This is a genomic window from Dyella jiangningensis (genome assembly GCF_003264855.1).
Lineage (GTDB): Bacteria > Pseudomonadota > Gammaproteobacteria > Xanthomonadales > Rhodanobacteraceae > Dyella > Dyella jiangningensis_C.
In genome coordinates this window covers 43,406-68,029 of sequence record NZ_NFZS01000007.1, presented here as the reverse complement: position 1 = coordinate 68,029, position 24,624 = coordinate 43,406, and the positions used below count along the sequence as shown (strand labels likewise).

General features: G+C 65.6%; 13 protein-coding genes and 1 riboswitch. Of the genes, 5 read left to right on the top strand and 8 right to left on the bottom strand.

What is annotated here, in order from left to right:
* Positions 1-225: 225 nt before the first annotated feature.
* The 5 genes from CA260_RS20500 to CA260_RS20480 form a co-directional block, all read right to left on the bottom strand.
* Complete coding sequence (locus tag CA260_RS20500; protein ID WP_111984931.1) at positions 226-3,381, bottom strand: efflux RND transporter permease subunit; 3,156 nt, start codon at positions 3,379-3,381, stop codon at positions 226-228.
* A 1,534-nt stretch (positions 3,382-4,915) separates the two neighbouring features.
* Positions 4,916-8,077, bottom strand: a complete 3,162-nt coding sequence (locus CA260_RS20495; protein ID WP_111984995.1) for an efflux RND transporter permease subunit — start codon at positions 8,075-8,077, stop codon at positions 4,916-4,918.
* Positions 8,078-8,277: 200 nt separating this feature from the next.
* On the bottom strand, positions 8,278-10,173 hold the full coding sequence (btuB, locus tag CA260_RS20490) for a TonB-dependent vitamin B12 receptor (RefSeq protein WP_111984930.1): 1,896 nt from the start codon (positions 10,171-10,173) through the stop codon (positions 8,278-8,280).
* 146 nt (positions 10,174-10,319) lie between these two features.
* A riboswitch (cobalamin riboswitch) is annotated at positions 10,320-10,522 on the bottom strand.
* Between the two features lie 171 nt (positions 10,523-10,693).
* Entirely contained in the window at positions 10,694-12,169 is a 1,476-nt protein-coding gene (locus CA260_RS20485; RefSeq protein ID WP_111984929.1) for a glycine betaine ABC transporter substrate-binding protein, read from the bottom strand.
* Positions 12,166-12,948: an ATP-binding cassette domain-containing protein gene (locus CA260_RS20480; protein ID WP_111984994.1), complete on the bottom strand. Its 783-nt coding sequence runs from the start codon at positions 12,946-12,948 to the stop codon at positions 12,166-12,168. The genes CA260_RS20485 and CA260_RS20480 overlap by 4 nt, the downstream gene beginning before the upstream one ends.
* 180 nt (positions 12,949-13,128) lie before the next feature.
* Between CA260_RS20480 and CA260_RS20475 the strand changes: the two genes are divergently transcribed.
* From CA260_RS20475 to CA260_RS20460, 4 genes are all read left to right on the top strand, one after another.
* A complete protein-coding gene (locus CA260_RS20475; RefSeq protein ID WP_111984928.1) occupies positions 13,129-13,359 on the top strand; it encodes a hypothetical protein in 231 nt (76 codons plus the stop codon).
* Between the two features lie 483 nt (positions 13,360-13,842).
* Positions 13,843-14,772: a transporter gene (locus tag CA260_RS20470; RefSeq protein WP_111984927.1), complete on the top strand. Its 930-nt coding sequence runs from the start codon at positions 13,843-13,845 to the stop codon at positions 14,770-14,772.
* A gap of 74 nt (positions 14,773-14,846) precedes the next feature.
* Complete coding sequence (locus CA260_RS20465) at positions 14,847-15,773, top strand: bestrophin family protein (RefSeq protein WP_111984926.1); 927 nt, start codon at positions 14,847-14,849, stop codon at positions 15,771-15,773.
* An 87-nt stretch (positions 15,774-15,860) separates the two neighbouring features.
* The gene (locus tag CA260_RS20460) at positions 15,861-16,565 is read left to right on the top strand and encodes an SDR family oxidoreductase (RefSeq protein ID WP_111984925.1); all 705 of its coding nucleotides are present in this window, start codon (positions 15,861-15,863) and stop codon (positions 16,563-16,565) included.
* 53 nt (positions 16,566-16,618) lie between these two features.
* On the opposite strand, the gene CA260_RS20455 is transcribed toward CA260_RS20460, so the two are convergent.
* Positions 16,619-19,207: a TonB-dependent receptor plug domain-containing protein gene (locus tag CA260_RS20455; RefSeq protein ID WP_111984924.1), complete on the bottom strand. Its 2,589-nt coding sequence runs from the start codon at positions 19,205-19,207 to the stop codon at positions 16,619-16,621.
* 766 nt (positions 19,208-19,973) lie between these two features.
* On the opposite strand from CA260_RS20455, the gene CA260_RS20450 reads away from it, so the two are divergent.
* Positions 19,974-21,056: a GGDEF domain-containing protein gene (locus CA260_RS20450; RefSeq protein WP_111984923.1), complete on the top strand. Its 1,083-nt coding sequence runs from the start codon at positions 19,974-19,976 to the stop codon at positions 21,054-21,056.
* Between the two features lie 87 nt (positions 21,057-21,143).
* On the opposite strand, the gene CA260_RS20445 is transcribed toward CA260_RS20450, so the two are convergent.
* Both CA260_RS20445 and CA260_RS21280 read right to left on the bottom strand, forming a co-directional pair.
* On the bottom strand, positions 21,144-23,402 hold the full coding sequence (locus CA260_RS20445; RefSeq protein ID WP_172461941.1) for a CocE/NonD family hydrolase: 2,259 nt from the start codon (positions 23,400-23,402) through the stop codon (positions 21,144-21,146).
* A 274-nt stretch (positions 23,403-23,676) separates the two neighbouring features.
* Positions 23,677-24,582, bottom strand: a complete 906-nt coding sequence (locus tag CA260_RS21280) for a LytR/AlgR family response regulator transcription factor (RefSeq protein WP_202864123.1) — start codon at positions 24,580-24,582, stop codon at positions 23,677-23,679.
* Positions 24,583-24,624 lie beyond the last annotated feature (42 nt).

The window sequence follows — 24,624 nt, the reverse complement described above, 5'->3', positions numbered from 1 at the left end:
GCATGGATGCCGCGTACTTTCTCCCTCTCCCCTCTGGGGAGAGGGCTGGGGTGAGGGGCGGGTGCTCGCGATAGAACAGCCTACCTCTGTAGGAGCGCACCCAGTGCGCGACCGCCGCGTTGCTGCGTGACCTCAGCTCGCGCAGTCGCGACCACCGCAGACTGAGACAGTCATGTCAGCCCGCGGTCGCGCACTGGGTGCGCTCCTACAGGAGGGGCTGAGGCATCACCCCGTTGCCGTCTGCGCCTTCAACGCCCGCTTCGCCGCACGCTTCGCGCGACGGGCTTCCTTGCGGATCTTGCGATCGTGGTTCCACAGATAAATCGCCGGCGTACTCAGCAACGTCAGCAACTGGGAGACCAGCAACCCACCGACGATGGCCACACCCAGCGGCTGACGCATCTCCGAACCGACGCCGAAGCCGATCGCCAGCGGCAAGGCGGCACCCATCGCTACAAGCGTGGTCATGGTGATCGGGCGGAAGCGAACCAGCGCCGCCTCGCGAATCGCATCCGGTGGCGACAACCCGCGTTCGCGTTGCGCCACCAGCGCAAAATCCACCATCAAGATCGCGTTCTTCTTCACGATGCCGATCAACATCAAGATCGCGATGATCGCCATCAGCGTGAGCTGCGTCTGCGTCACCAGCATGGCGAGGAACGCGCCCATGCCTGCGGCCGGCAGCGTGGAGAGGATCGTCAGCGGATGGCCGAGGCTTTCGTAGAGGATGCCCAGCACGATGTACATCGCCACGATCGCGCCGATCAGCAGCACCATGCCGTTCGACTTGGCCTGCTGCAGACGCTGGTTCTGGCCGGTAAATTCGATGCGTACGCCTTCGGGCAGGCCGACCGCGATGCCTGCGTTCTCCACGAGCTTGACGCCGATATCCTGGGTGACGTCCTTCGCCAGGTTGTAGGTAATGGTGGAGGCTTCCAGCTGGTTATGGTGGCGGATGCGCATCGGGCTCATGTTCGGCTCGATGTGCGCCAGTGCGGACAGCGGGATCATTTCGCCCTTCGCGTTGCGCACGCGGATGTTGAGCAGCGCATCCGGGCTCAGCGAGGTGGCCGAGCTGGACGTCAGCACCACCCAGTACTGGTTGATGTCCGAATAGATGATCGACACCTGGCGCTGGCCGAAGGAGTTGAGCAGCGCGGTATCGACATCGCCCATGCTCACCAGCAGGCGACTGGCGGACTCGCGGTCCACCTTCAGCATCTGCTGCTTGCCGACCAGGTCGAAGTTGCTGCCGACGTCGCGCATTTCCTTCGTCTTGCGCAGCTGCTGCACCATCTTCAGCGTCCACGGCTGCAGGTCTTCACCGTTGGTGCCGATCAGCTGGAACTCGTACTGCGCACCCTTGTCGCCGCTGCCGCCGCCACCGAGGAACTGCATGGGGCTCAGCGAAACGCGCACGCCGGGCATGGCGTTGTACTGCTTGGACAGCCGATCGACCACCACCTTCACCGGATCGTGGCGATCGTTCGGGCCACTGCCACGCGGCTTCAGGTCGACGAACATGGTGCCCATGTTGCCCACGGCGCCGTTGCCGTCGTTGCCGCCGAGAATGGTGAGCACATCCAACACCGCCGGGTCGTGCTCCATGATCTTGGCGACGCTCTGCACCTGCGTGGCCATCATGGTGGGCGAAATGTTCGCATCCGCGCGGATGTCGCCCTCGATCATGCCGATGTCTTCCTCGGGCATGAAGTTGCCGCCGGCCGTGGCGACCACGCCCCAGCCGAGCGCGAACGTGAGGAACAACAGCAGCAACGGCTGCCAGCGCATCAGCCGACGGTGATGCATGGCCCAATCCAGTGCACGCTCATAGGCGCGATGGAAGCCACGGTCGAAGCGTTCCAGAGCTGCCTCGATGCGCCCAGGCACGTGCTCGCCGGGCTCCTCATGCTTGAGGAGCCGGCCGCATAGCGCAGGCGTGAGCGTGAGCGAGACGATGGCCGAAATCACCACGGCGACCGCAAGCGTCACCGAGAACTCGCGCAGCAGCATGATCAGCATGTTGTTGCCGAACAGCAGCGGCGCGAACACCGCCACCAGCGACAGCGTGATCGATACCACGGTGAAGCCGATCTCGCGCACGCCGATCAGCGCGGCCTGCAGCGGCGGCTCGCCCTTCTCCATGTGGCGCACGATGTTTTCGATCACCACGATGGCGTCGTCGACCACGAAGCCAATGCACAGCACCAGCGCCACCAGCGACAGCGTGTTGAGCGTGTAGCCCAACGCCAGCATCACCACGAAGGCGCCGGCCAGCGACAGTGGCACGCTCAGCGAGGCGATCAGGGTGGGGCGGAGGCGGCGCAGGAACACCAGCATCACCATCACCACCATCACGATACTGATCAGCAGTGCGACCTGGACCTCATGCAGCGCCGACTTGGTGGTCTGCGTGAGGTCGAAGATCGGCGTGATCTGCACGTCGGCCGGCATCCACGCGCGCAGTTCGGGCAGACGCCTGCGGATTTCATCCACCGTCTCGACCGCGTTCGCCTCGGGGCGCTTGCTGATCTGCATCGCCACCGTGCTCTGGCTGTTGAACCAGGCGCCCTGGTAGATGTCTTGTTGGCCGCTGACGACCTTGGCCACATCGGACAGGCGCACCGGCGCGCCATTCCTGGTGGCGACAAGCAGGTTGGCGAAGTCGGACGCTTCCGTGAGGCCATCATTGGCCGTGACGGTCATCTGCGTCTGGCCGTCGGTGAGAATGCCCTGCGGCGAGGTGACATTGGCCGCGATCAACGCGTTGCGCACGTCGTTCGCGGTGAGGCCCTTCGCGGCGAGCGCGTTGATATCCAGCTCCACGCGCACGGCATGCGGCGTGCCGCCGAACACCTGCACCTGCGCGACGCCGGGGATCTGTGCCACGGCGGGTTTCAGCAGCGTGTCGGTGAGATCGTAGAGCTTGTCCTGCGGAAGACCGGTGGAAGTCAGCGATACCAGCAGGATCGGGAATTGCGAGGTGTCGAACTTGAAGTACTGCGGCGGGCTCGGCATCACCGGCAAGTCGGCCTGCGCGGCATTGATCGCCGCCTGCACGTCACGCGCCGCCTTGTCGGCGGTACGGTCGAAGGTGAAACGCACCTGGATCGCCGCGCTGCCCTCGGTGGCATTGCCGTACATGTCGTCGATGCCGGGAATGCGACCGATGTGTCGCTCCAACGGCGCCAGCACGGTGGACGCCATGGTCTGTGCGCTCGCGCCCGGCATCTGCGCCACGATATAAACGCCCGGGAATTCCAGCGACGGCAACGCCGCCACACCCAGCAGCCGGTAGGCAAAAACACCAGCCAGCAGCAATCCGAGCGCCAGCAGCGAGGTGCCCACGGGGCGTTTGATCAATGGAGCGAAGATATTCACTGAGGTTTCCGTACCGGTAAGGGGCCGCGCTCACCCGCCACCCCGGCAGACCAGCAGCCAAGGCATACGTTCCGCGCAAGGCGGGCGCAAGGGGCCGTCATGCTTTCGTATTGGACTGCGGGGGAGGGAAGGAAGAATGTGCCTGAAGTCGGTCCGTGCCGAAAGGCATGGGGGTGTGGCTTGGCTTGGTTTTGGCGTCGCTGGACGCTTTTGCGCAGTGCTGTGCACCCTTTGGTGACCATCCTTGTAGGAGCGCGCCTTGTGCGCGACAGCTCGTCGATCTCTTGGGCAGTGCGAGCGTTAGCTCCCTCTCCCTGCGGGAGAGGGCTGGGGAGAGGTTGCGGTTTTCGCGTGATGTCCCATTTGAGGAATGGTTTGACCCTTGCCTTCGGTTGCTGCGCTGCGGCGAGGATGCCGCTTACGACCGAAGGGAGTCCCTGTGGGACGCAGCGGGCGTTTCGATCTCCTGCCGGCGACGCGAAGCTAGTCCCTGTGGGGCGACGCGCAGCTAGTCCCGTGGGAAGCTCGAGTCACTTTTCATTTGCTGGCCCACGCACGCGCTCTTTGCGTGCGAACGGCGAAGCCGGCCCGCACGCGGGGAGGCGCCATGGATGGCGCCGGCTCTGAGGAGCGAGGAAGGGCGGAGGGCGTCAGCCCGGAGTCAAAGTCCCACGGGATTAGCTTCGCGTCAAAAGTAACCCAAAGAAAACGGCCTTTTAGAGCCAAGGCTCTTAGCAGTACGTGGGATAGAAGCGTTGGATGACCGAGGTCAGCCTTGGCACGCTCGTTACTACCTCGAACGGAGCGGCTACACCGCAACGCGCCGTAGCGAAGAGGACTTAAGGCAACTTCGTTGTTTCGCGAGGGAATCCATCAGGCTGCGTACCTTCTCCCTCTCCCCTCCGGGGAGAGGGTTGGGGTGAGGGGCGGGTGCTCGCGATGGAATCACCTATCCACCTCTGTAGGAGCGCACCCAGTGCGCGACCGCCGCATGGCGATGTACCTCGCCCTACGTCATCGCGACAACTATCCACTGAGGCAACCATGCCAGTCCGCGGTCGCGCACTGGGTGCGCTCCTACAACGGAACCGCCACGCTCTTCTCACTGCGATGTGCCGTGCAGCGGCACGAGCCGTCACCCAACCCCTGTGTGGCGGTGAGGGGTGGACGATCAGGCCCCGCAGGGGTGCCCGACAGGACGTCGGGCACTTTTCGTCCGGGCAGGAGCCCGGTCGAAAAGCCCGGCCGCCCCTCACGGACTGGCTGGGCGAAGCCCAGGCAGCGCCACACCGGGGTGGCCTTTCTCTTGGTCACTTCTCTTTGGCCACCCAAAGAGAAGTGACCCGGGCCGCGGTAGTGGCTCGGAAGCCCGCCGCCCCACAGGGACTCCCTTCGGTCGCAGGCGAGCCCGGTTGCCGTATGGCGACAACCGAAGACCGAGGCTCTGGGCCCCGGCCTGCGCCGGGGCGACGATCATGTAGACCGGCGCGAAAGGCGGTCGCGCACTGGGTGCGCTCCTACAGAGATAGGAGACTCACCCCGCCGCCGTCTGCGCCTTCAACGCCCGCTTCGCCGCACGCTTCGCGCGACGGGCTTCCTTGCGGATCTTGCGATCGTGGTTCCACAGATAAATCGCCGGCGTACTCAGCAACGTCAGCAACTGCGACACCAGCAAACCGCCGACGATGGCCACACCCAGCGGCTGACGCATCTCCGAACCGACACCGAAGCCGATCGCCAACGGCAGCGCCGCGCCCATCGCCACCAGCGTCGTCATGGTGATCGGACGGAAACGTACCAGCGCCGCTTCGCGAATCGCATCCGGCGGTGACATGCCGCGCTCCCGCTGCGCGACCAGGGCGAAGTCCACCATCAAGATCGCGTTCTTCTTCACGATGCCGATCAACATCAAAATAGCGATGATCGCCATCAGCGACATCGGCGTGCCGGTGGCGAGCATGGCGAGGAAGGCACCAGCGCCGGCCGCGGGCAGCGTGGAGAGGATGGTCAGCGGATGGCCGAGGCTCTCATAGAGAATGCCCAGCACGATGTACATCGCCAGGATCGAGCCGATCAACAGCACGTTGGCGTTGGAACGCGTCTCTTCCAGGTTCTGTGCGCTGCCGGAATAGCCGACCTGCACGCCGGCCGGCAGGCGCGCATCGGCGACGATCTGGTTGATCAGGTCCATCGCCTTGTTCTGCGGAAAGCCGGGGTCGATGTTGTAGTAGATCTTGGCCGCCTCCAGCTGGTTGGTGTGGATCACGAACGACGGCGTCACCTGCGGCTGGATGTGCGCCACCGCCGAGAGCGGCACCATGTTGCCGTTGTCGCCGCGCACGTAGGTGTTGAGCAGCGTATCGGGGCTCAGCGAACGTTCCGCCGATGACGTCAGCACCACCCAGTACTGGTTGATGTTCGAATAGATGATCGACACCTGGCGCTGACCAAACGCGTTGTACAGCGCCGAATCCACCTGCCCCATGTTGAGGTGCAACCGCCCTGCCGCGGCGCGGTCCACGGTGAGCATCTGCTGCTTGTCGATGTCGTCGTAGTCGCTGCTGACGTCGTGGAATTCCTTGTGCTTGCGCATCAGCTTGGTCACCTGCAGCGCGAGCGGCTGCAGGTCGACGCCCATGTTGCTGCTCACCAGTTCGAAACTCTGGCTGCCGCGGTCGCTGTCGTTGTTGTCGTTGAAGAAGCCGATGGCATTGAGCGAGACGCGCAGCTCGGGCAGCTTCGCGTAGGCTTTGTTGAGACGCGTGATCACGTCCTTGAGCGCGTCTGGCCGCTGGCCCGGGCCATGCCCGCGTGGCTTCAGGTCCACGAACATCGTGGCCTGGTTGCCCACCGCGCCGCCAGCGCGGTCGCTTCCAAGGAAGGTGGTCACATCCAGCACCGCGGGGTCTTCGCGCATGATCGCCGCGGCGCGCTGCGCGCGCTGGGCCATCAGCGTGGGCGAAATGTTCGCGTCGGCGCGGATGTCGCCCTGGATCATGCCGATGTCTTCCTGCGGCATGAAATTGAAGCCAAACAGCTTCACCACCAGCATCGCCATGCCGATGGTGAGGCCGAGCAGGATGAGCGGCTGCCACCGCATCAGCCGGCGATGATGCATGGCCCAGTCGAGCGCTCTCTCATAGACGCGATGCAACGCACGATCGAAGCGTTCGAGCGCGCGCTCCATGCGGTTGGGCTCGCGTCCGCCGGCATTCGCCAGGGAAAGATAGCGCCCGCACAGCGCGGGCGTAAGCGAGAGCGAGATCAACGCCGAGATCACCACCGCCGCGGTCAGCGTTACCGAGAATTCGCGCAGCAACAGGGTGAACTGGTTGTTGCCGAACAGCAGCGGCGCGAACACGGCGATCAGCGAGAGCGTGATGGAGACGACGGTGAAGCCGATCTCCTTCACGCCATCCATCGCTGCCACGAGCGGTGGCGAACCGTGCTCCATGTGGCGGACGATGTTCTCGATCACCACGATGGCATCGTCCACCACGAAGCCGATGCACAACACCAGCGCCACCAGCGACAGCGTGTTGAGCGTATAGCCCAGCGACCACATCACCACGAAGGCGCCCGCCAGCGACAGCGGCACGCTCAGCATCGCGATCAGCGTCGGGCCGATGCGCCGCAGGAACACCAGCATCACCGCCGCCACCATCACCACGCTGAGCAGCAGCGCGACTTGCACTTCATGCAGTGCGGACTTGGTGGTCTGGGTAAGGTCGAAGATCGGCGTGATCCTGATGTCCGCCGGCATCCACGCGCGCATCTGCGGCAGCTTGGCGCGCACTGCGTCGGCGGTAGCCACCGCATTGGCCTCGGGACGCTTGCTGATGCGCAGCGCCACCGCGCGCTGGTCGTTGAACCAGGCGGCCTGATACTCGTCCTGCTGGCCGCTGGTGACGCGCGCCACGTCCGACAGGCGCACGGGCGCGCCGTTGCGCGTGGCGATCAGCAGCCTGGCGAACTCGTCCGGATCATGCAGGGCATCGGTCGCCGACACCGTCATCTGGGTGCGCCCGTCGGTGAGCACGCCCTGCGGCGAGGTGACATTGGCCGCACGCAGCGCGTTGGCGACGTCGTTGGCCGTGAGCCCCTTGCTGGCGAGCGCGGCGGTATTGAGCTCCACGCGCACCGCGCGCGGGCGTCCGCCGATCACGCGCACCTGCGCCACGCCGGGAATCTGCGCGATGGCGGGATTGATCAGCGTGTCGGCGAGGTCGTAGAGCTTGTCCGGCGGCAGCGTCTGCGACGTCAGCGAGAGTAGCAGTACCGGTATGTTGGCGGTGTTGAATTTGAAGTAGCGCGGCAGCGACGGCATGCTCGCGATCGGCAGGTCGGCGGTGCTCGCGTTGATCGCCGCCTGCACGTCGCGCGCCAGCTTGTCGGTGTTGTTGCCGAAATTGAAGATGATGCGAACTGACGTGGAACCTTCGTTGCTCTCCGAGTGCATCTCCTTGATGCCGGGGATGCGCCCGAGGTGGCGCTCCAGCGGCGCGGCCACGGTGGATGCCATGGTCTGCGCGTTCGCGCCGGGCATCTCCACGTACACCACCATGCCGGGAAATTCGAGCTGCGGCAGCGCGGCCACGCCCAGCAACAGGTAAGCCCAGATGCCGGCAAGCGCGAGGCCGATCGCCAGCACGGAAGTGCCGATCGGGCGGCGTATCAGTGGCGCGAAAAGGTTCACGGGCTCCAAGAACCGTCGATGGCGGCGCATCCCCGTCGCGCCTCGGTACGAGGCGCGACCAGGACGGCTGACCTCAGGCGCCTTTATGCCTGCAAACGTGTTGCCGCGGATGTGCCGTTAGTCCGCCTCGCAACGCGATCGCTCGTCACCGTCGTCCCAGCGCGCGCCGGGACGGCGGTGAAGATTTCGTCGATCGAGCCTCAGCGCGCCGCCGGGCTGTACCGCAACGTGAGGAACCAGGTGCGGCCCGGCTGGTTGAAGTAGTACGCGGTCTCATAGTTCCGATCGAAGGCATTGGCCAACTTGGCCTCGATGCGCCAGCCCGGCAGGAACGCGTAGCTCGCACGCAGATCGGTGGTGGCGTAGCCGCCAAGACGATGCAGGTTGGCCTGGTCGTCATATGCCTTGCCGGAGGCGAAGAACGTCGCGCCGACACCGAAGGCGCCAAAGCTGCGATCCACATCCACGCGCGCCGTCTGTTCCGGGCGGCGCGGCAGCAGGTTGCCGTCATAGGCGCCTTCGCGGTTCTTCGGCTGCATCAGGGTGAGATAGCTCTGCACCTGCCAGCCATCCAGGTTGATGCCGAACTGGCCTTCCAGCCCGCGGATGCGCGCCTGGCTGATGTTCTGCGGCACGAAGTTCTCGTCCAGCGTGATCAGGTCGGTGATGGTGGTCTGGTAGACGTTCACCGCCCAGTTCCACGTACCCTGCGCCTGGCTGAGGCCGAGTTCGCCCGAACGCGATTTCTCCGGCTTGAGGTCGGGGTTGCCCAGGCCGAACGGATAGTAGATGTCGTTGAACGTGGGCGCGTGGAACGCGGTGCCGTAGCTCGCCGACAGGCGCAGGCCGTGGTCGAACGCGTAGCCCCACGCCGCCGAACCGGTGTTGTGGTTGCCGAACTGGCCGTTGTGGTCGTGGCGCGCGGACAGCTGCACCTCGTTGCGCCCGAACGTGCCCATGTACTGCGCGTACACGCCGGTGTCCTCGCGCGTGCTCCTGAGGTAGCCGGTGTCGCTGTCGATGTGTTCCTGCTGGTAATCGACGCCGGCGGTGAGCAGCTGGTTCGCATCGAGCGTGATGTCGTTCTGCCACGACGCCTGGTTGCGGCGCGAATAGGTGTGGCCCACCGGCGTGCGCGGGTAGTACGTGAGCGGGGTGAACAGGTCGCTGTAGTCGCCCTGGAAATAGGTGGCGTTGTCGTCGCGGCTCTGGCCCGCGTTGAGCGTGACCTTCCACGCGTCCAGCGGCGCGAAGCTCAGGCGCGCGCCGGCCACCTGCTGCTGGTTCACCGCCTGGTTGCCGCCATACGGGCTGCCGTCGTATTCCACGAAATTCTTGCTGCGCAGCCAGGTGGCGGCGAGTTCGGTGCCGTTGTCCCAGTGATAGCCGCCGTTGGCCATGCCGTTCCAGTTGCGGTAAGCGTCGTGGTCGGGCTGGTCGGCGAAGCAGGCCACGCCCAGTTCGGCCGCACCGACGCGGCAGGCATTGATGCCCGCGGTGTACTGGCCGCCAAGGCCGGCGTTGAACCACGCATGCGAGTCGCCACCGGAAAGGCCCGCATGGCCATCCAAATAGCTGCGGCTGCCGGTAGACACGCTGAGCGAAGGATCGAGCTTGCCGTCCTGCGCGCCGTGGCGGGTGAAGATCTGGATCACGCCGCCCATCGCGTCGGCGCCGTACAGGCTGGAGCGCGGACCGCGCACGAGCTCGATGCGCTCGATCTGGTCCACCGGAATCTGTTCGAACGCCGGCAGGCCGGCGCCCACCGCACCGATGCGAACGCCATCGATCAATACCAGCACGTGCGTGGAGTTGGTGCCGCGCAGGAACAGCGTGCTCAACTGGCCCTGTCCGCCGGCCTGCGTGAACGCCACGCCCGGCAGGCCCACCAGCAAGTCGCGCACCGACGCCGGCTGCAGCCGCTCGATATCGGCGCGGGTGATCACGCTTACCGAGGAGAGCGCCTCGTCGGTGGTGATGGATGTGCGCGTGGCGGTGACGATCACGGACGACAGCGACGTCGCCTGGTCCGCATCAGCCGCATGGGCGGCCATCGTGGCGGAGAGCAGCGAGGCTGCCAGCAGGGTCTTCTTCATGCATGTTCCTTGCGGACGCGCCCACACGCGCGTCCCGACTGTGGGGTGCACGACACGGGTGGAGTCAGGAACGGCGGCAGGCCAGGCGGCCATGCAGACGTCCGGCCTCGCCCACCGCGAGCCGCGCGCTGAAACCCGCCGTGGTGGCGGGTCCGTCTGATCGGGCCGGTCTCCGGACTCGCGAGCGCCATGCGTGCCGCATGCAACCGCGGGCGCCTTCCCGGGCCTTGGCCCAGTGGCGTCTCGCCCTTGGTTTCACTCGCTTACCGTTGCGGGGGCAGTGCCGGACTTCAACCGGCTTCCCGTTTCATCCCGGCCGAGCCGGGACACCCGAACGAGCGGCATTTTAGCCGGTGTTCGCGCGGTTGAGGGGAAGGAGGATGCAGCTCCCCCAACGACAGTTTCGCGACAGAGGCGGACACCAGGCCGCGAAGGGAACCGACCAACGTGCTTGCGAAGGCCTATCGGCGATCAACGTTGCGTTCGCCGCAAGTCCAATGACCTCAGCGCTGCGACCTCGTCACTCGCGCGCCGCGATACGCAGGCCGCGCGGCGTGAGCCATCGCTCGATGCCTTCGAACAGCCACTGCACGAGCATCGCCAATACCGCGGCGGGCACAGCCCCTTCGAGGATCAGGCCGATATCGTTGAGGCGGATGCCGGTGAGGATGGGTTGCCCGTAGCCGCCCGCGCCGATCAGCGCGGCGAGCGTGGCCGTGCCGACGTTGATCACCGACGCGGTCTTGATGCCGGCGAGGATCGATCGCGTCGCCAGCGGCAGTTCCACCCTCGCGAGCCGCGTGCGCCATGGCAGGCCGAGCGCGGCCGCCGATTCGCGCAGCTCCAGCGGGATATCGAGCAGGCCTGCATGCGTATTGCGCACGATGGGAAGCAGGCTGTAGAGGAACAGCGCCGCCAACGCCGGCCACGCACCGATGCCGAACAGCGGGATCATGAACACGAACATCGCCAGCGACGGCACCGTCTGCAGGATGCCGGTAAGCCCGATCACCCATTGCCCCAGCCTGCGCCAGCGCGCCGCCACGATGCCGAGCGGAATGGCGAACAGCACCGCGAGTGCGAGCGATGCCGCGGCGAGGCTGACGTGTTCGGCGGTGCGATGCAGCAGCCGCTGCCAGAAGCCGTCCTCGCGGCCGCCTGCCGGCACACCCAGAAAACGTGCGGCGATGTCCCCCTCGGGCTGGCCCTCGAGCTTCGCCTGCGCATTCATGCGGCGCATGGCGGGTTCATCGATCCGCCCGACCAGGCGTTTCAGCGCGGCCACGAAAACGGGCGATTGCCGCTCCAGCGCCAGGCGATAGAGGAACACCGCCTGGTAGCGCGGAAAATAATGACGGTCGTCCTGCAGCACGCGCAGGTGGTAGTAGGCAATCTCGGCATCGGTGCTGTAGAGATCGGTGACATCCACCGCGCCGCTGGCCAGCGCACGATACGAGAGCGCGTGATCCAGGCCGCGCACCTGCGTGGACGGCAATCCATATCGCTGCCGAAGGCCGGGCCAGCCGTCGCCGCGATCCATGAACTCGTTGGAGAAACCCAGCCACACCTCCGGATGCGCGGCGAGGTCGCTGATGTTCCGTATGCCCAGTTGCTCGGCGCGCTGCTCGCGCATGCCGAGGGCGTAGTTGTCGTCGAAGCCGAGCGAATCGGTGATGCCGATGCCCATCGGCGCCAACCGTGCACGCAACGCAGCGATGCCGGCATCGGGTGCCACGCCCTTCAGCAGTTCCTGCGTGAGCGTGCCGGTGTATTCGGGATACGCATCGATGTCGCCGTGCTGCAAGGCGCTCCACAGGATGGCGGTGCCGCCGAGTTCACGCCGATGCTCCACCTCGGTGCCGATGCGCCGTGCTTCGCCGCGTGCGAGTTCGGCGAGGATCACCGATTCGGTGAACTGCTTGGAGCCCACGCGCAACGGCTGCGCCACGCCCAGCGCGGGCAACATCATCAACAACAGGCAGGCCAGCCGCTTCATGCGGCACCGCCCGGCAGTGCGCGCTGCGCGTGGGTGAACGCCCTGACGAAATCATCCGCGGGCCGGTCGAGAAGGTCCTCGTAGCGACCGTCCTGCACGACGTGCCCATCGCGTAACAGCACCAGGCGGTCGGCGAACCACGCTGCTTCGGCGAGATCGTGCGTCACCACGATCACCGTCTTGCCGAGTTCGCTGAAAATGCGCTTCAGCTCGTCCTGCAGTTCATGGCGCACGATGGGGTCGAGCGCGCCCAGCGGTTCGTCGAGCAGCAGTGCACCCGGGTCGGCCATCAGGCCACGCATCAAGGCCACGCGCTGGCGCTGGCCGCCGGAAAGTTCGGCGGGATAACGTGTGAGCACATCGATCGGCAGGCGAGCGAGCTCAGCCAGCTCATGCGCGCGCTGGCGGATGCGTTCGGCTTCCCAGCCCAGGTAGCGTGGCTGCAGCGCGAGGTTGCCCAGGGCCGTGAGATGCGGAAACAGGCCGCCTTCCTGGATCACATAACCCACGCGTTGGCGCAGGGCGAGCAGGCGATCGCGTTGCAGGGCTTCGCCCCACGCAGTGACCGTGCCGGTGTCGGGCCAGTCCAGCCCAAGCAACAGGCGAAGCACGGTGGACTTGCCCGCACCGCTGCCACCGATCAATGCCGTCGTGCTGCCCGCGGCAAACGACAGGCTGACGTCCTTCAGGGCACTGACGCCGTTGTAGTGCTTGGTCACCTCGCGCAGGGCGAAGTCCGCGGCATGCCGTGGCGGCTGGTCAGGCTGGGGAAAGGACATGGTCAAGGACTCTACCATTGCCTCGCCGCCGAACGGCCGCACCGGCAAAGCCGGCCTTGCTTCGTCCGGCATAGGTCGATGGTCCTTATGTCTTAAGGCATGGCGTGACTCAAGACACTCCATCCCCGGCGTTGCACCAGCCTAACGTTCCCGCATTCGCCTCGCAGGAAGCAAAGGACAATGTACCTCTCGCGCGAAGAGTTGCAGGCCCGCTTCATGGCGCTGGACCGGCGCATGACGGCGATGCGCAACGCCAGGACGGCAGACGCAGCGTTGTGGCAGGCCATGCAGGAAGAGTTGCTCGATCCCTCGTCGACCGTGGCGCCCGATGACCGCAGCTGGTGGTGGCTGCAGCTGTGCGCCCTGATGGAACATCACGAGTTGTCGGCCGAACCCATGTGGCTGGGCTAGACACATCGCTCTACGGGCGCACGCCGCCCTGCGAAGGAATGCGTCGCTTCATGCTTAAGTAGATTTACCTATCATCGGTAACGCCGCGAGGCGACGGGTCGCTCATCGGTGGTGATAGCATGGCGAGCACAGTGGCACGCCTGTGCAAGACGATGCGCGTGTCGCCCGGCGGCATCGCGTGCGGACGGCCAAACGCTGGACGCAAGCAACGTGCCGGCGCATCACGAAGACCTTGTTCGAATCCTTTGATCACGAATGTCGGCGTCGGAGCTGGGCATGCACATCGACTGGATTCTGCAGTGCCGGATGCGGTGGAGCGGGGACGCTGCACGCCAATTCGCCCGGTTCATGCACGCCGCCTCGGCTCGCAGCCTTCGGCGTTTCTCCGCGTGCTCGTCCTACGCAAGGCATTCCAAGGCCTGAGAACACCGGATGCCGCGCGATGCCCGAGGTGATGCAGGACGTTCAACGAGGCGGCTGCTGATGCGGCGGCGAACGGACAGCACAGGCCTGTGCGCCTGCCTCATCGCCGTGCTGCTGTTCCATGCGGCTGCAGTCCATGCACAGGAACTGGAACCGCGAACCTACTCGCCTTCGCCGGTGGGCACGAACTTCGTCGGTGCCAGCTACAGCTACCTCACCGGCGACGTCACGACGGACCCTTCGTTGCCGGTCACCAACGTGCAGGCGCACATCAACACGTTTGCGCTGGCGTACGTACATACCTTCAGCCTGGCCGGGCGAAGTTCGTCGCTGGGTTTCGTGCTGCCGGCGATGAGCGCCAACCTCAGCGGCAACGTGATCGACGCGCCCACGGAAATCCATCGTGGCGGTGCGGGCGATGTGCGCCTGCGGTTTGCCCTCAACCTGATCGGCAATCCGGCCATGTCGCCGGAGGAATTTGCGCGGCATCCGCCCGGCCCTTCCCTCGGCGTGAGCCTTACCATGTCCGCCCCGACGGGCGTGTACGAGTCGTCGCGACTGGTCAATGTCGGCACCAACCGGTGGTCGTTCAAGCCGGAGGTCGGCCTTTCCTATCCCTGGGGCAGGTGGTTTTTCGAGGCGTCCGCCGGTGCGTGGTTTTTCACCACCAATCACGACTATGTCGGCGGCAGGGAGCGCAGCCAGGACCCGATTTTCACGGCCCAGCTCTATGGCGGCTACACCTTCCGGCCCGGCATGTGGCTCGCTGGCGCGGTGGGTTATGTGGAAGGCGGCAGGACGAGCATCAACGGCGTGGCCGATCGAAATCGCCAGTCGAACGCGCGCTACGGCCTCACCTTCTCCGCACCGATCGCGGCCGGCTGGTCGGCCAAGGTGGCGGTATCCAACGGGCTGGTCACGCGCATCGGTGGCGACTACAAGAGCATCACGCTGGCGGTGCAATATCGCTGGTTCGATCGGAACCGCTGATGCCCTGTGCAGCGTGCTTCCTCACGCATGGCGGCCCCGCAGGGCGATAATGCGGCAACTTCGAGCGCGCCGGCATGATCGTAAGACCTCACAAGACCACCCACTCCGTCACCACGCTGCTGTTCGCGTTGAAGGGTTCCATCGTCCCCATCATCTGGCCGCGCGTGGTCTACACCATGCTGCTTTCCCTGGCGGTGGTAGTGGCGGAGCGCCGGGGCATCACGGTGGCTTTCACCTTGAATGCCGCGCCGCTGACCCTGCTCGGCCTGACGCTGGCGATCTTCCTGCAGTTCCGCAACAGCGTGGCCTACCAGCGCTGGTGGGAGGGGCGCACCTTGTGGGGCGAGCTGGTGATCTGCGCGCGCAACCTCGTCCGGCAAACCGGCACATTCCTGCCGGACCTTGATCCCCGCGAACGGCGCGCGCTTGTCCATCGCGTGATCGGCTTCGTGCACGCATTGCGCCACCACCTGCGCGGCACCACCGCGCATGCGGAACTGGAGCGCTGGCTCGGCCATGAGGCGAGCGAACGCCTGAAGCACGTTCGCCATGTGCCGAACGCGATTCTCGACCAGCTCGGACGTGACCTGGCCAAGGCGGTGCGCGACGCGGGTGCAGGCGACATCCTGCTGGCGCGGATGGATGAAGAGCTGGATCGCTTCTCGCATGTCCTCGGCGGCTGCGAACGTATCAAGGGAACGCCGATTCCCTTCACCTACATCCTGCTGCTGCATCGAACCGTGCACGTGTACTGCTTCATGCTGCCGTTCTGCCTGATCGGCCCGCTCGGCTGGTTCACGCCGCTCGTCGTCGGCGTGATCGCCTATACCTTCTTCGGGCTTGATGCGATCGGCGAACAGATCGAGGATCCCTTCGATCTGCTGCCCAACGATCTGCCGCTCGATGCGATCAGCCGCAACATCGAGATCGACCTGCTCGGACTGCTTGGCGACGCGGATCTGCCGCCGCCGCTGGAGCCCAAGGACTTCGTGCTGCTCTGAGCGGCATCCGCACGGCGAGGCCTTTTGCCCGGCGACGCCGCATCGGTGTATCAATGCGCGAGCATTCCCCACTTTCGAGGACACGCCATGGCTGTAGAAAAAGTAGCGCTCATCACCGCCGGTGGTTCGGGCATGGGCGCCGCGGCGGCCCGGCGGCTGGCGCAGGACGGTTATCGCGTCGGCATCCTTTCCTCATCGGGCAAGGGCGAAGCGCTGGCCAAGGAGCTGGGCGGCATCGGCGTCACCGGTTCCAACCAGTCGCCGGATGACCTCAAGCGGCTCGTGGACAACGCCATGGCGCAGTGGGGTCGCATCGATGCGCTGGTGAACTCGGCGGGCCATGGCCCGCGCGGCAAGGTGCTGGAGCTGTCGGACGACGACTGGCACAGCGCGATGGACGTCTATCTGCTGAGCGCGATCCGGCCCACGCGCCTGGTGGCGCCGATCATGGTGGCCCAGGGCGGCGGCGCCATCGTCAACATCTCCACCGCCTGGGCTTTCGAGCCATCACCGATGTTCCCGACCTCGGGCGTCATGCGCGCAGGCCTAGCGAGCTTCATCAAGATGGTGGCAGACGAAGTCGCGCCGGCCGGCGTGCGCATCAACAACATTCTCCCGGGCTGGATCGACTCCCTGCCCGAAACCGTCGAACGCAGACAGGCCGTGCCGCTCGGTCGTTACGGCACGGCGGAGGAGATCGCCGCGACGGTCGCCTTCCTGGTCTCCGACGGCGCCGGTTACATCACCGGGCAGAACCTGCGCGTCGACGGCGGGCTGATGCGCTCGATCTGAAGCGAACCGAGGAGCCTGCCGGGCCATCAGGCTCCATGGAAGCATCGCTGCGCTCAGAAGTGGTAGTCGACGCCCAGCGTCACGAAGCGCCCGCGCGGATCGGCCTGCGTGATGTCGAAGTATGGCGTCGACGGATCCCACGGCGGCCGGCGGTTCTGCAGGTTCTGCACTGCCAGGGTGATGGTGGTCTTGGGCAGGCCCGTGTACGCCACCGACAGATCGAACGTGCTCCAGTTCTTCACGCGCGTGGGATACGCCGGCGTCAGCAGGTTGTCCGGGTTCTGCTTGTAGCCATCCACGTAGTACCAGGTAAGCGTGCTCGAGACATCGCGGTACGCCCAGTTGAGGCCCGTGACCGCACGCCACTTGGGCAGTGAACCGAACAGGTTGGTGCCGGCCCCGTTCACCGGTGCTTCGCCTGCCACCAGCGGTTCGCTGTACTTCAACAGGCGCGTGATCGAACTGTTCAGCGCGAAGTCGCCATAAGCTTGCGTATGCAGTGCGTGGTGGAAGTCGATGTCGATGCCATCGGTGGTGAGGCTCTGCTGGTTCTTGTACTGGTTGTAGATGGTGACGATGCGGCCCTGCGCGTCGCGCTGAACGCGCGGATCCTGCTGGTTCACCAACGCCTGGTCGTTGTCCGGTCCGATGATCCCGCGCTGCACGATGTGGTAGTAGTCCGCGCCCAGGCTGGTATCGCTGGTGGGCGAAATCACGAAGCCCAGGTTGTAGTTGGTCGAGCGTTCGGGCTTGAGGTTCGGGTTGGCCGTGAATACGTCGGTATAGCCACGACGCTGGCCCGGCGTGACCGGGTCGTACGGATCGACCACGCTGCTGTAGCTCACCGCCGTGCTGTTGGTGATCTCCGGCAGCGACGGCGCGCGGAACCCGCGCGAGAACGACCCGCGCAGCAGCAGCCAATCCAGCGGCTGATAGCGCAGGCTGGCCTTCGGTGCGAAGGCGTCGCCGAAATCGCTGTAGCGATCCAGGCGGCCGGCGACATTCACTTCCAGCGTGCTGAGCAGCGGCACGTTGAACTCCGCGTAGGCGGCGTTGACGTTGCGTGAGCCCTGGATCACGTCGATGGCCGGACGCAGTTCCGTGCCCGACAGCACCGCTTCGGAGGTGCGCGAGTTCATCGCCTCGTGGCGGAACTGGTAACCCGCCGCGAAACCGACCGCACCCGCCGGCAAGTCGAACAGCTGCGTGCTTGCCGTGGCATCCACCGTGCTCAATCGCGATACCGCGGGGCGGATGGTGGACAGGCGCAGGGCATCCACCGCCGACGCAGGATTGTCGTTGCTGGTGAAATCGTAGCCGCCATGGGCCAGCAACGATTCGAACGCGTACCGATTGCCGAAGTTGGTGACGTATTCCTTCAGGCTGCTTTCGGAATGCTGCGCCGAGACATCCCAGTCCCAGTTTCCGGTATGCCCTTTCACGCCGGCGAGGAAGCGCGTGAAGATCGTGCGGTCGCGCTTGTTGCGTGGACCTACGCCCCACAGGTTGGTGTTGACCGGCGTGGGCACGTCGTAGGGGTTGGCGGGATTGCCCACGGGCAACGTGGTGTTGATGTTCACCAGGTGTTGTTGCTGGTTGTCCCATGACCGCAGTCCGCTGCCGATGGCAAGCGGCGCGCCGAAGATGAAAGCAGCATGGCTGCGGCTGTAGATGGCCTCGCCGTAGCCGGTGATGTCATCGGTGAGCTTGACCGTGCCGCGCAGTACGGCGTGGTAGCGCTCCACGCCGGGGATCACCGAGTCGTAGGCGGCGGGATTGTAGGCCCATACATCGCCCGTCTTGCCTGGCGTGATCGCGCCGTAGGGCACTTTCTGCACCGGGCCCACGGCGTTGGCGAAGCCTTGGGTGGGATCGTTGTCGTAGTAGTTGGTCGGCACCCAGTTGAGCTGGCCGCCCGGCTTGTCACGGAAATCGTTGCCGCGCAGCCAGCTCACGTCGCTGGCATTGAGCTGGTTGCTGCGCGTACCGTCCAGCGCGAAGAACACGTTGTAGCCGTCCTTCTTCACGTCGCCGTGGCCCAGCAGCAGATGGAAATTGTTCTCCGTCTGGCCGGTGCCTTCGGTGCTGCTGCCGAAACTCGCGCCGGCTTCCGCGCCCTGGTAGTTCTGCTTGAGGATGATGTTGACGACGCCCGCGATGGCGTCGGAGCCATACACCGCCGACGCGCCATCCTTGAGCACTTCGATGCGCTCTACTGCTGCCAGCGGAAGCGAGTTGAGATCGACGAAGGTGTCCTGCAGTTCATACGCCGTGGCGTAGTTCGCCACGCGCTTGCCGTCGACCAGCACCAGGGTGTTCTTCTGGCCCAGGCCACGCAGTGAAATGCCCGCGGTGCCGGCGGAGAAGCTCCCCGTGAGCTGCTCGTTCACGCTGTTGCCGGTGTTCGCGGAAATGGCGCGGAGCACGTCGGGCAGCGTGGTCTTGCCACTGCTCTTGATCTGTTCCGCGGTGATCACCTGCACCGGGCTGGGGCCTTCGATGTCGGTGGTCTTGATGTTGGAGCCGGTGACGGTGACAGCCTCCAACTGGGTGGGCCTGGTGGTGTCGTTGTTGTCCTCGGCATGCACGGATGCCGCCAGTACGGCGGCAATGGCGAGGGTAAGCAGGCTTGGCTTGGCCATGGTGCAAAAAGTCCTTATGTGCACGCCCGTCCCGGCGCGCGGCCAGGTAAAGGGGATGCGGATGAAGACAGCGGGGGAGCTGCCGGGGATTCGCCGTGGGGACGGCGTCAGAGCAGGGGCGTGGAAACGCCCGCGGGAGCTACGTCAGGCGACGCGGCACATTCGACAGCGACAACAACAGCAAGGCTGATGTCGTGGCACGAGCGGATTCGCCGCAGGGGCGTGGGGAAAACGGAACATGGGACACTCGCTGGGCCAGGGGCCGGTCGCGTAGGGGCCTGGGGCCCGGTGAGGGTTTCTGCGCGGTTGCCGATCAACAACCGCAACACATCGCCGGAAGGCGGTGTGCGGTATGGCTGGGCATGCAGAAACGCTGGGTGTCCACGAGCGATGGGTCTCTTGAGAGATACGATACCGGCCGAATTGGCGGTATGGACGTCTATTTGTGCATCAATTCCATGCGATGTCAACCATTCCAGTGCCGTCGCATACACCGTTCCCACGCGCAGCTCGCGGGCCTGCGGGATGGCTTGCCGGCGGTAGAGCAGCGGGCGGTGCCACCATCGAACGGAACCGGGGTTCCCTTCAGGGCGCCGCGCGCGGACAGTGCCCTTGGGCGTCGCTGCCTGCCCTTCCGCGTAAGGCCTGACGCGCGCACGGCAAGCGGAAGCCCGCCGATGGCTGCTCTTGAGCGTGCTTCCCGCCCGATGGCATTCATCTTGCTGCGTCTCCGGCAACCGTTTGCCGGACGCGCCCAGGGATACGCATGCACAACCGTTTCGCCAAGGAGCCTGGCGCCGACGATTCCCGTCAGCGGAGCGACTACACGCACTATCTGGCACAACGCATGGCGCCGGCGATCCAGGCCCTGACCTTGCTGGCCGTTGCCGCCTATCTGCTGGCGGCCGGCGGGCGCGCGCTGGTCAGCGGCTCACCGGTGCCCGTGCTGCTGCGCCTTGCCCCGGCCGTCCCGCTCGCCGTGCTGGCCCTGCTCACCCGTCGCGAGAAGCGGCCCGTTCCGCTCAGCCTGCTGGCCTTGTCGTGCGTGCTCGTGCTGGAAATGGGCGTCAACCTCAACGGCATCGGGCAGGCGCCCGGGCAGCGGCTGGTGCTGCCCGGCCTGTTGTTGCCAGTGGCTTCGTCGGTGATCTGGATCGGGCGCTGGGATTTCATCGTCGCGATGATCATCTGCGCGCTCGGCCCCTTGCCCATGCTGCTGATAGGCGCGACCAGCGGTCTCCCGATCTTCCAGTACGCGGTGTACATGACCATCGCCATGTCGGTGGCCACCGTGCTGCGCGCATTCATGACGCGGACCCTGTTCGAACAGTACCGGCTGGAGAAGCAACTGAGGGCGCAGGCGCACACCGACGGACTGACCGGACTGCTGCAGCGCAACCGCTTCCTCGAACTCGCACGCGATGCGCTGGACGATATCTACCTCCGACGGATGCCGGCGGCGGTGCTCTATCTCGATGCCGACCATTTCAAGCAGCTCAACGACACGTTTGGCCACGCAGCCGGCGACGACGTGCTGGTCAAGCTCGCGGACCGCCTGCGTTCGCAGATGCGCGAATCGGACCTGATCGGAAGGATCGGCGGCGAAGAGTTCGTCGTGCTGCTGCCCGGCGCCGACCTGCAGCATGCTCAGCTGCGCGCCGAGCAGCTGCGCGAAGCGATGCGCGTCGTGCAGCGCCCCGATCGCCCCCTGACGATCAGCATCGGCATCGCGCCATGCAACCGCCCCGGCGAAAGCATCGACAGCCTGATGTCGCGCGCCGACATGGCGATGCGCCAGGCCAAGCTCAACGGGCGCAATCGGGTCGTCGTCGACGCATCCATCGCCTGACGGCATTCGCTTGAACCATGGCGATATCGCTGTGCCGACCGAAGCGGACGCTTCCCGCATTCCGCCGACCATGCAGACGTTTGACGCTCATCGGCGCCGCAGCGGTACGGCGATGAAGCTGGTGGTCAGCCAGCGAATGGACAACGGTGCGCCGGCATCCGCCACCGTTTCGTCGCTGACGTCCTTGCCGCTGCCGACATTGATCTGCCGGCCGCTTTCCTTGATGACGCCCAGCACGATGACGAGGCGGCTTCCGGGCGCAAGCTCGCGGCTCATCAGGCGGTTGCCTTCGATGACCAGGTGCTGCTCGCGGCCAGGCGTCAGAAGCCGGCGCCGCGTGCGGTCCGCCGCGTAACTGGCGCGCGTCCAGTACTGGCTGAGCTGTATGTAATGACCTTGGGGCGTTAGGTCGTACAGATCGATCGCGAGGTCGAAGTCCTGCTTGTTCGTGATGAAGTCGAGCTGGCCGGAGAACAGGCCGCTCAGTTCGGTCGCCGTGTCGAATCGCCGGCTGACGAAGGCCAGGCCATGGCGGGTGTCGATGGCCGTGTCCATCACGCGGCCGCCGATGGCGGCATCATGCCGGTCGCTTCGGTCGGCGAGATCGATGGTGAAGGGAATGGACGTCCGCTTTCCTGAAGGAGCCTGCTCGATGAGCGAGTGGAACCCGCGTTCCGCCATGCCGCTGCCAAGATGGAAGCGCAGTTCCGCATCGGCCATGGCGGCCAAGGACGGCGCATGCTTCCACACGTTCGCACCCGTCACCTCGTAGTTGACCTTGTCGCGAAGCAACGCGGGTCGTGGCGCACGCTTGAACACATAGTCGAACCACGGATAGCGCAGCTCGTACATGTCGAGCTGGGCCACAGCATCGACGGGCAGGCCGGCAAGCGTGTCGACCAGCCGGCCCTGCGCGTCGAGCACGCCGTATTGCGCGCCGAGGTGGTGATAAGGGCCGATGAGAAGATAGTGCTCGCCGGCCGGTGCGTACTTCTCCAATTGCTGGAAGTAGTAGACCGCCGCACCAGGCCCGCCGTAGTAATAGCCGGCCACCAGCAGCACGGGAATCGTGACACGCGAGAATTCCGTGCGGTACGGAATCATGGCCTGCCAGTAGCTGTCGTAGGACGGGTGCGAGATCCACGCATGGAACGTGGGGTTTGGCGTGCCGTCGATCTTCTCCAGGTCGCGATAGGCGCGACCGCTGGCGTACCACGCCTGGTCCAGCTGCCTCCAGCGCTGTGCATCGCCGTAGGCGGCCTTGTCGTTGAACTTCCCGTCGAGCGTGAAGAACGGCCACGGATAGACGAAATTCCAGAACACGTTGCCTTCCATCGGCACGTCGATGCCGGGAGCCACCGGTGCGCTGGGCATGATCGCCTTCAACGCCGAGGGCATGCGCTTGGCTGCTGCCCATTGCGCGAAGCCTTCGTAGCTGCCGCCGTACATGCCGACGCGGCCGTCGCTCCAGGGTTGCTTGCCGATCCAGTCGATCAGCGCGCTGGCATCGTCCGCATCGGTCAGGTACGCGGAAGGCTGGCCGGGGCTGCACACCTTGCCGCGCGTGAAGCCCAGCACGCCGACATAATTCCTTGCCGCCGACAGGCGGGCCCTGCCGCGGATGGCCTCGGGCGACGAGGCATAGATGGTGAACTCAAGCAGCGCGGGAAGCCGGCCCGCCTTCCTGGGGCGCATGACGTAGGCGCAGACACTGGCGCCGGCGGCTTCCTCGACGAGGACGTTTTCCTCCGTGACATATCGACGGGCGTCGTCCTCCTTCATCAGCGACGGCGCGAACAGTGACGCCTGCCGGAAGACCGAGACATCCAGATAGTCGCCCAGCAGGCGGGTGGCTCCGGCCTGATCGAGCTTGGATGCGCCCTTGGCCGCCTCGAGGTCCGACTGCAAGGCGGCATGCATCTCCGCCAGGCTCGTGTCGGTGAAGGTGCGCGCGACCTCCGCGGACGGCCAATCGTCCAGCCGGGCAAAGTGCGCGCGGAACGCCTTGGCGTAGGCTGCGGCCTCATCGAGGTGGCCTGCGGCCGCCTCCTTCCGGGCATCGGCGTAGATCTCATAAGGCACCGTGACCCATGCCGCCCGGGAAGGAATCGCCGTCTCGTGGCGCCACCGTTCGTTCAACGAGGCCATGGTGTGCGAGGCCGCGTCGTACTCGCCGGCGACCAGTTCGAGCCGGTAGCGGCGATCGAGGCCCGCGGCGCTCGGATCGTCCGGAAGGTCGTGCAGCACGCGCGTGGCCAGTTCCGGCATGGCTTCCTGCGACGCCGTCGCATCCGAGGTCGTCGGGGCCTTCCACGCATACGTCTGCGCAAACACGGTATGAGGCATGCAGAGTGCGAGTAGCCACAGGGCGCTAAATGCCCTGCCGCTTTCCCGTTTCAGCGCGGCGGGCGATCCATCTGCGGGTGATGCGGGTGCGAAACCGTGGATCTGATCTGTCGCAGCCGAGGTTGAGGCGACGGTGTGCATGAAGCGTTTCTCCCGGGACGATTTCCGGATCCGCGTTCATGGCGGCGCGGTATCCATGTCGGAGGAATGATTCCGGTCGACGCGGGAATGCAGGAAGAAAATCGGTGAACGGACACGCCGGATCGGCGAACGGTCAGATGACGCGGTCGCGCAGCAGCTTCGCTCCCGTGCGGCTGGTGGAAATCGTCTGTCCGGTTTCCATGTGCAGGAGCAACCGTCCGCCACCGGCGGGCTCCGCCCGCGCGATGCGATGCACGTTGACGATCCACGAACGATGGACGCGGGCGTACTTGGCCGGATCCAGCGACTTGGTGAACTCCGCCAGGGTCATGCGTACGAGGTGCCTGCCTGTGAGCGTCCACACTTCGGCATAGTCGTCCGCGCCGCCGATGCTCACCACCGCATTCATGTCGATCGGCCGCAGCTCGTCACCGATCCGGACGAAGTAGCGTGACCGGTCCGGCTGCATGCCGGCATCGTCGCGCTCCTTGGCGGCCCCGTCGGCCGAAGGCGTGACCGGAGCGGCGCGATGGTCTGGCGCCGACTCCAGCCCGACACTCACGCGCGGTGGCAGTGGTTCCGGCCGGTCGACCGGCGGCGTCTCGGAGAGAACGGGCGACACGTCCTGTTGCCGATGTTGGGCCTGCAGGTACGACATCGCCGCGATGAGTGCGTAGGTCGTCACGTTCTCCAGCGTTTGCCAGGCCGTTCCGCTCACCGAGAAGGGCTTGACCAGAAAGCCGGAAGACTCGCCGCCATTGAACAAGCCCAGCAGCACGATCAGCAGGCCATAGGAGAGCACGGAGAACGCGGCGCACAGCGGAACATGGGCCAGCCATTGCACGGCGGCGGGCTTTCCGACGAGCCTGCGCAGGATGATGCGTCGGACCATCGCGCCGAACACCACCACGGGAATGGTGTTGGCGGCGCCGCCAAGCAGGCTCTCCAGCACGCCCAGGTGCATCGCCAACCGGATCGTGACCGAGTACGCCACGAAAATGCCGAGCACCACCAACAGATCGATATGCCGCTGCTTCATCCTGTTCCCCGGCGTGGACCCCCGACCTCAGCGCGGAGCGTG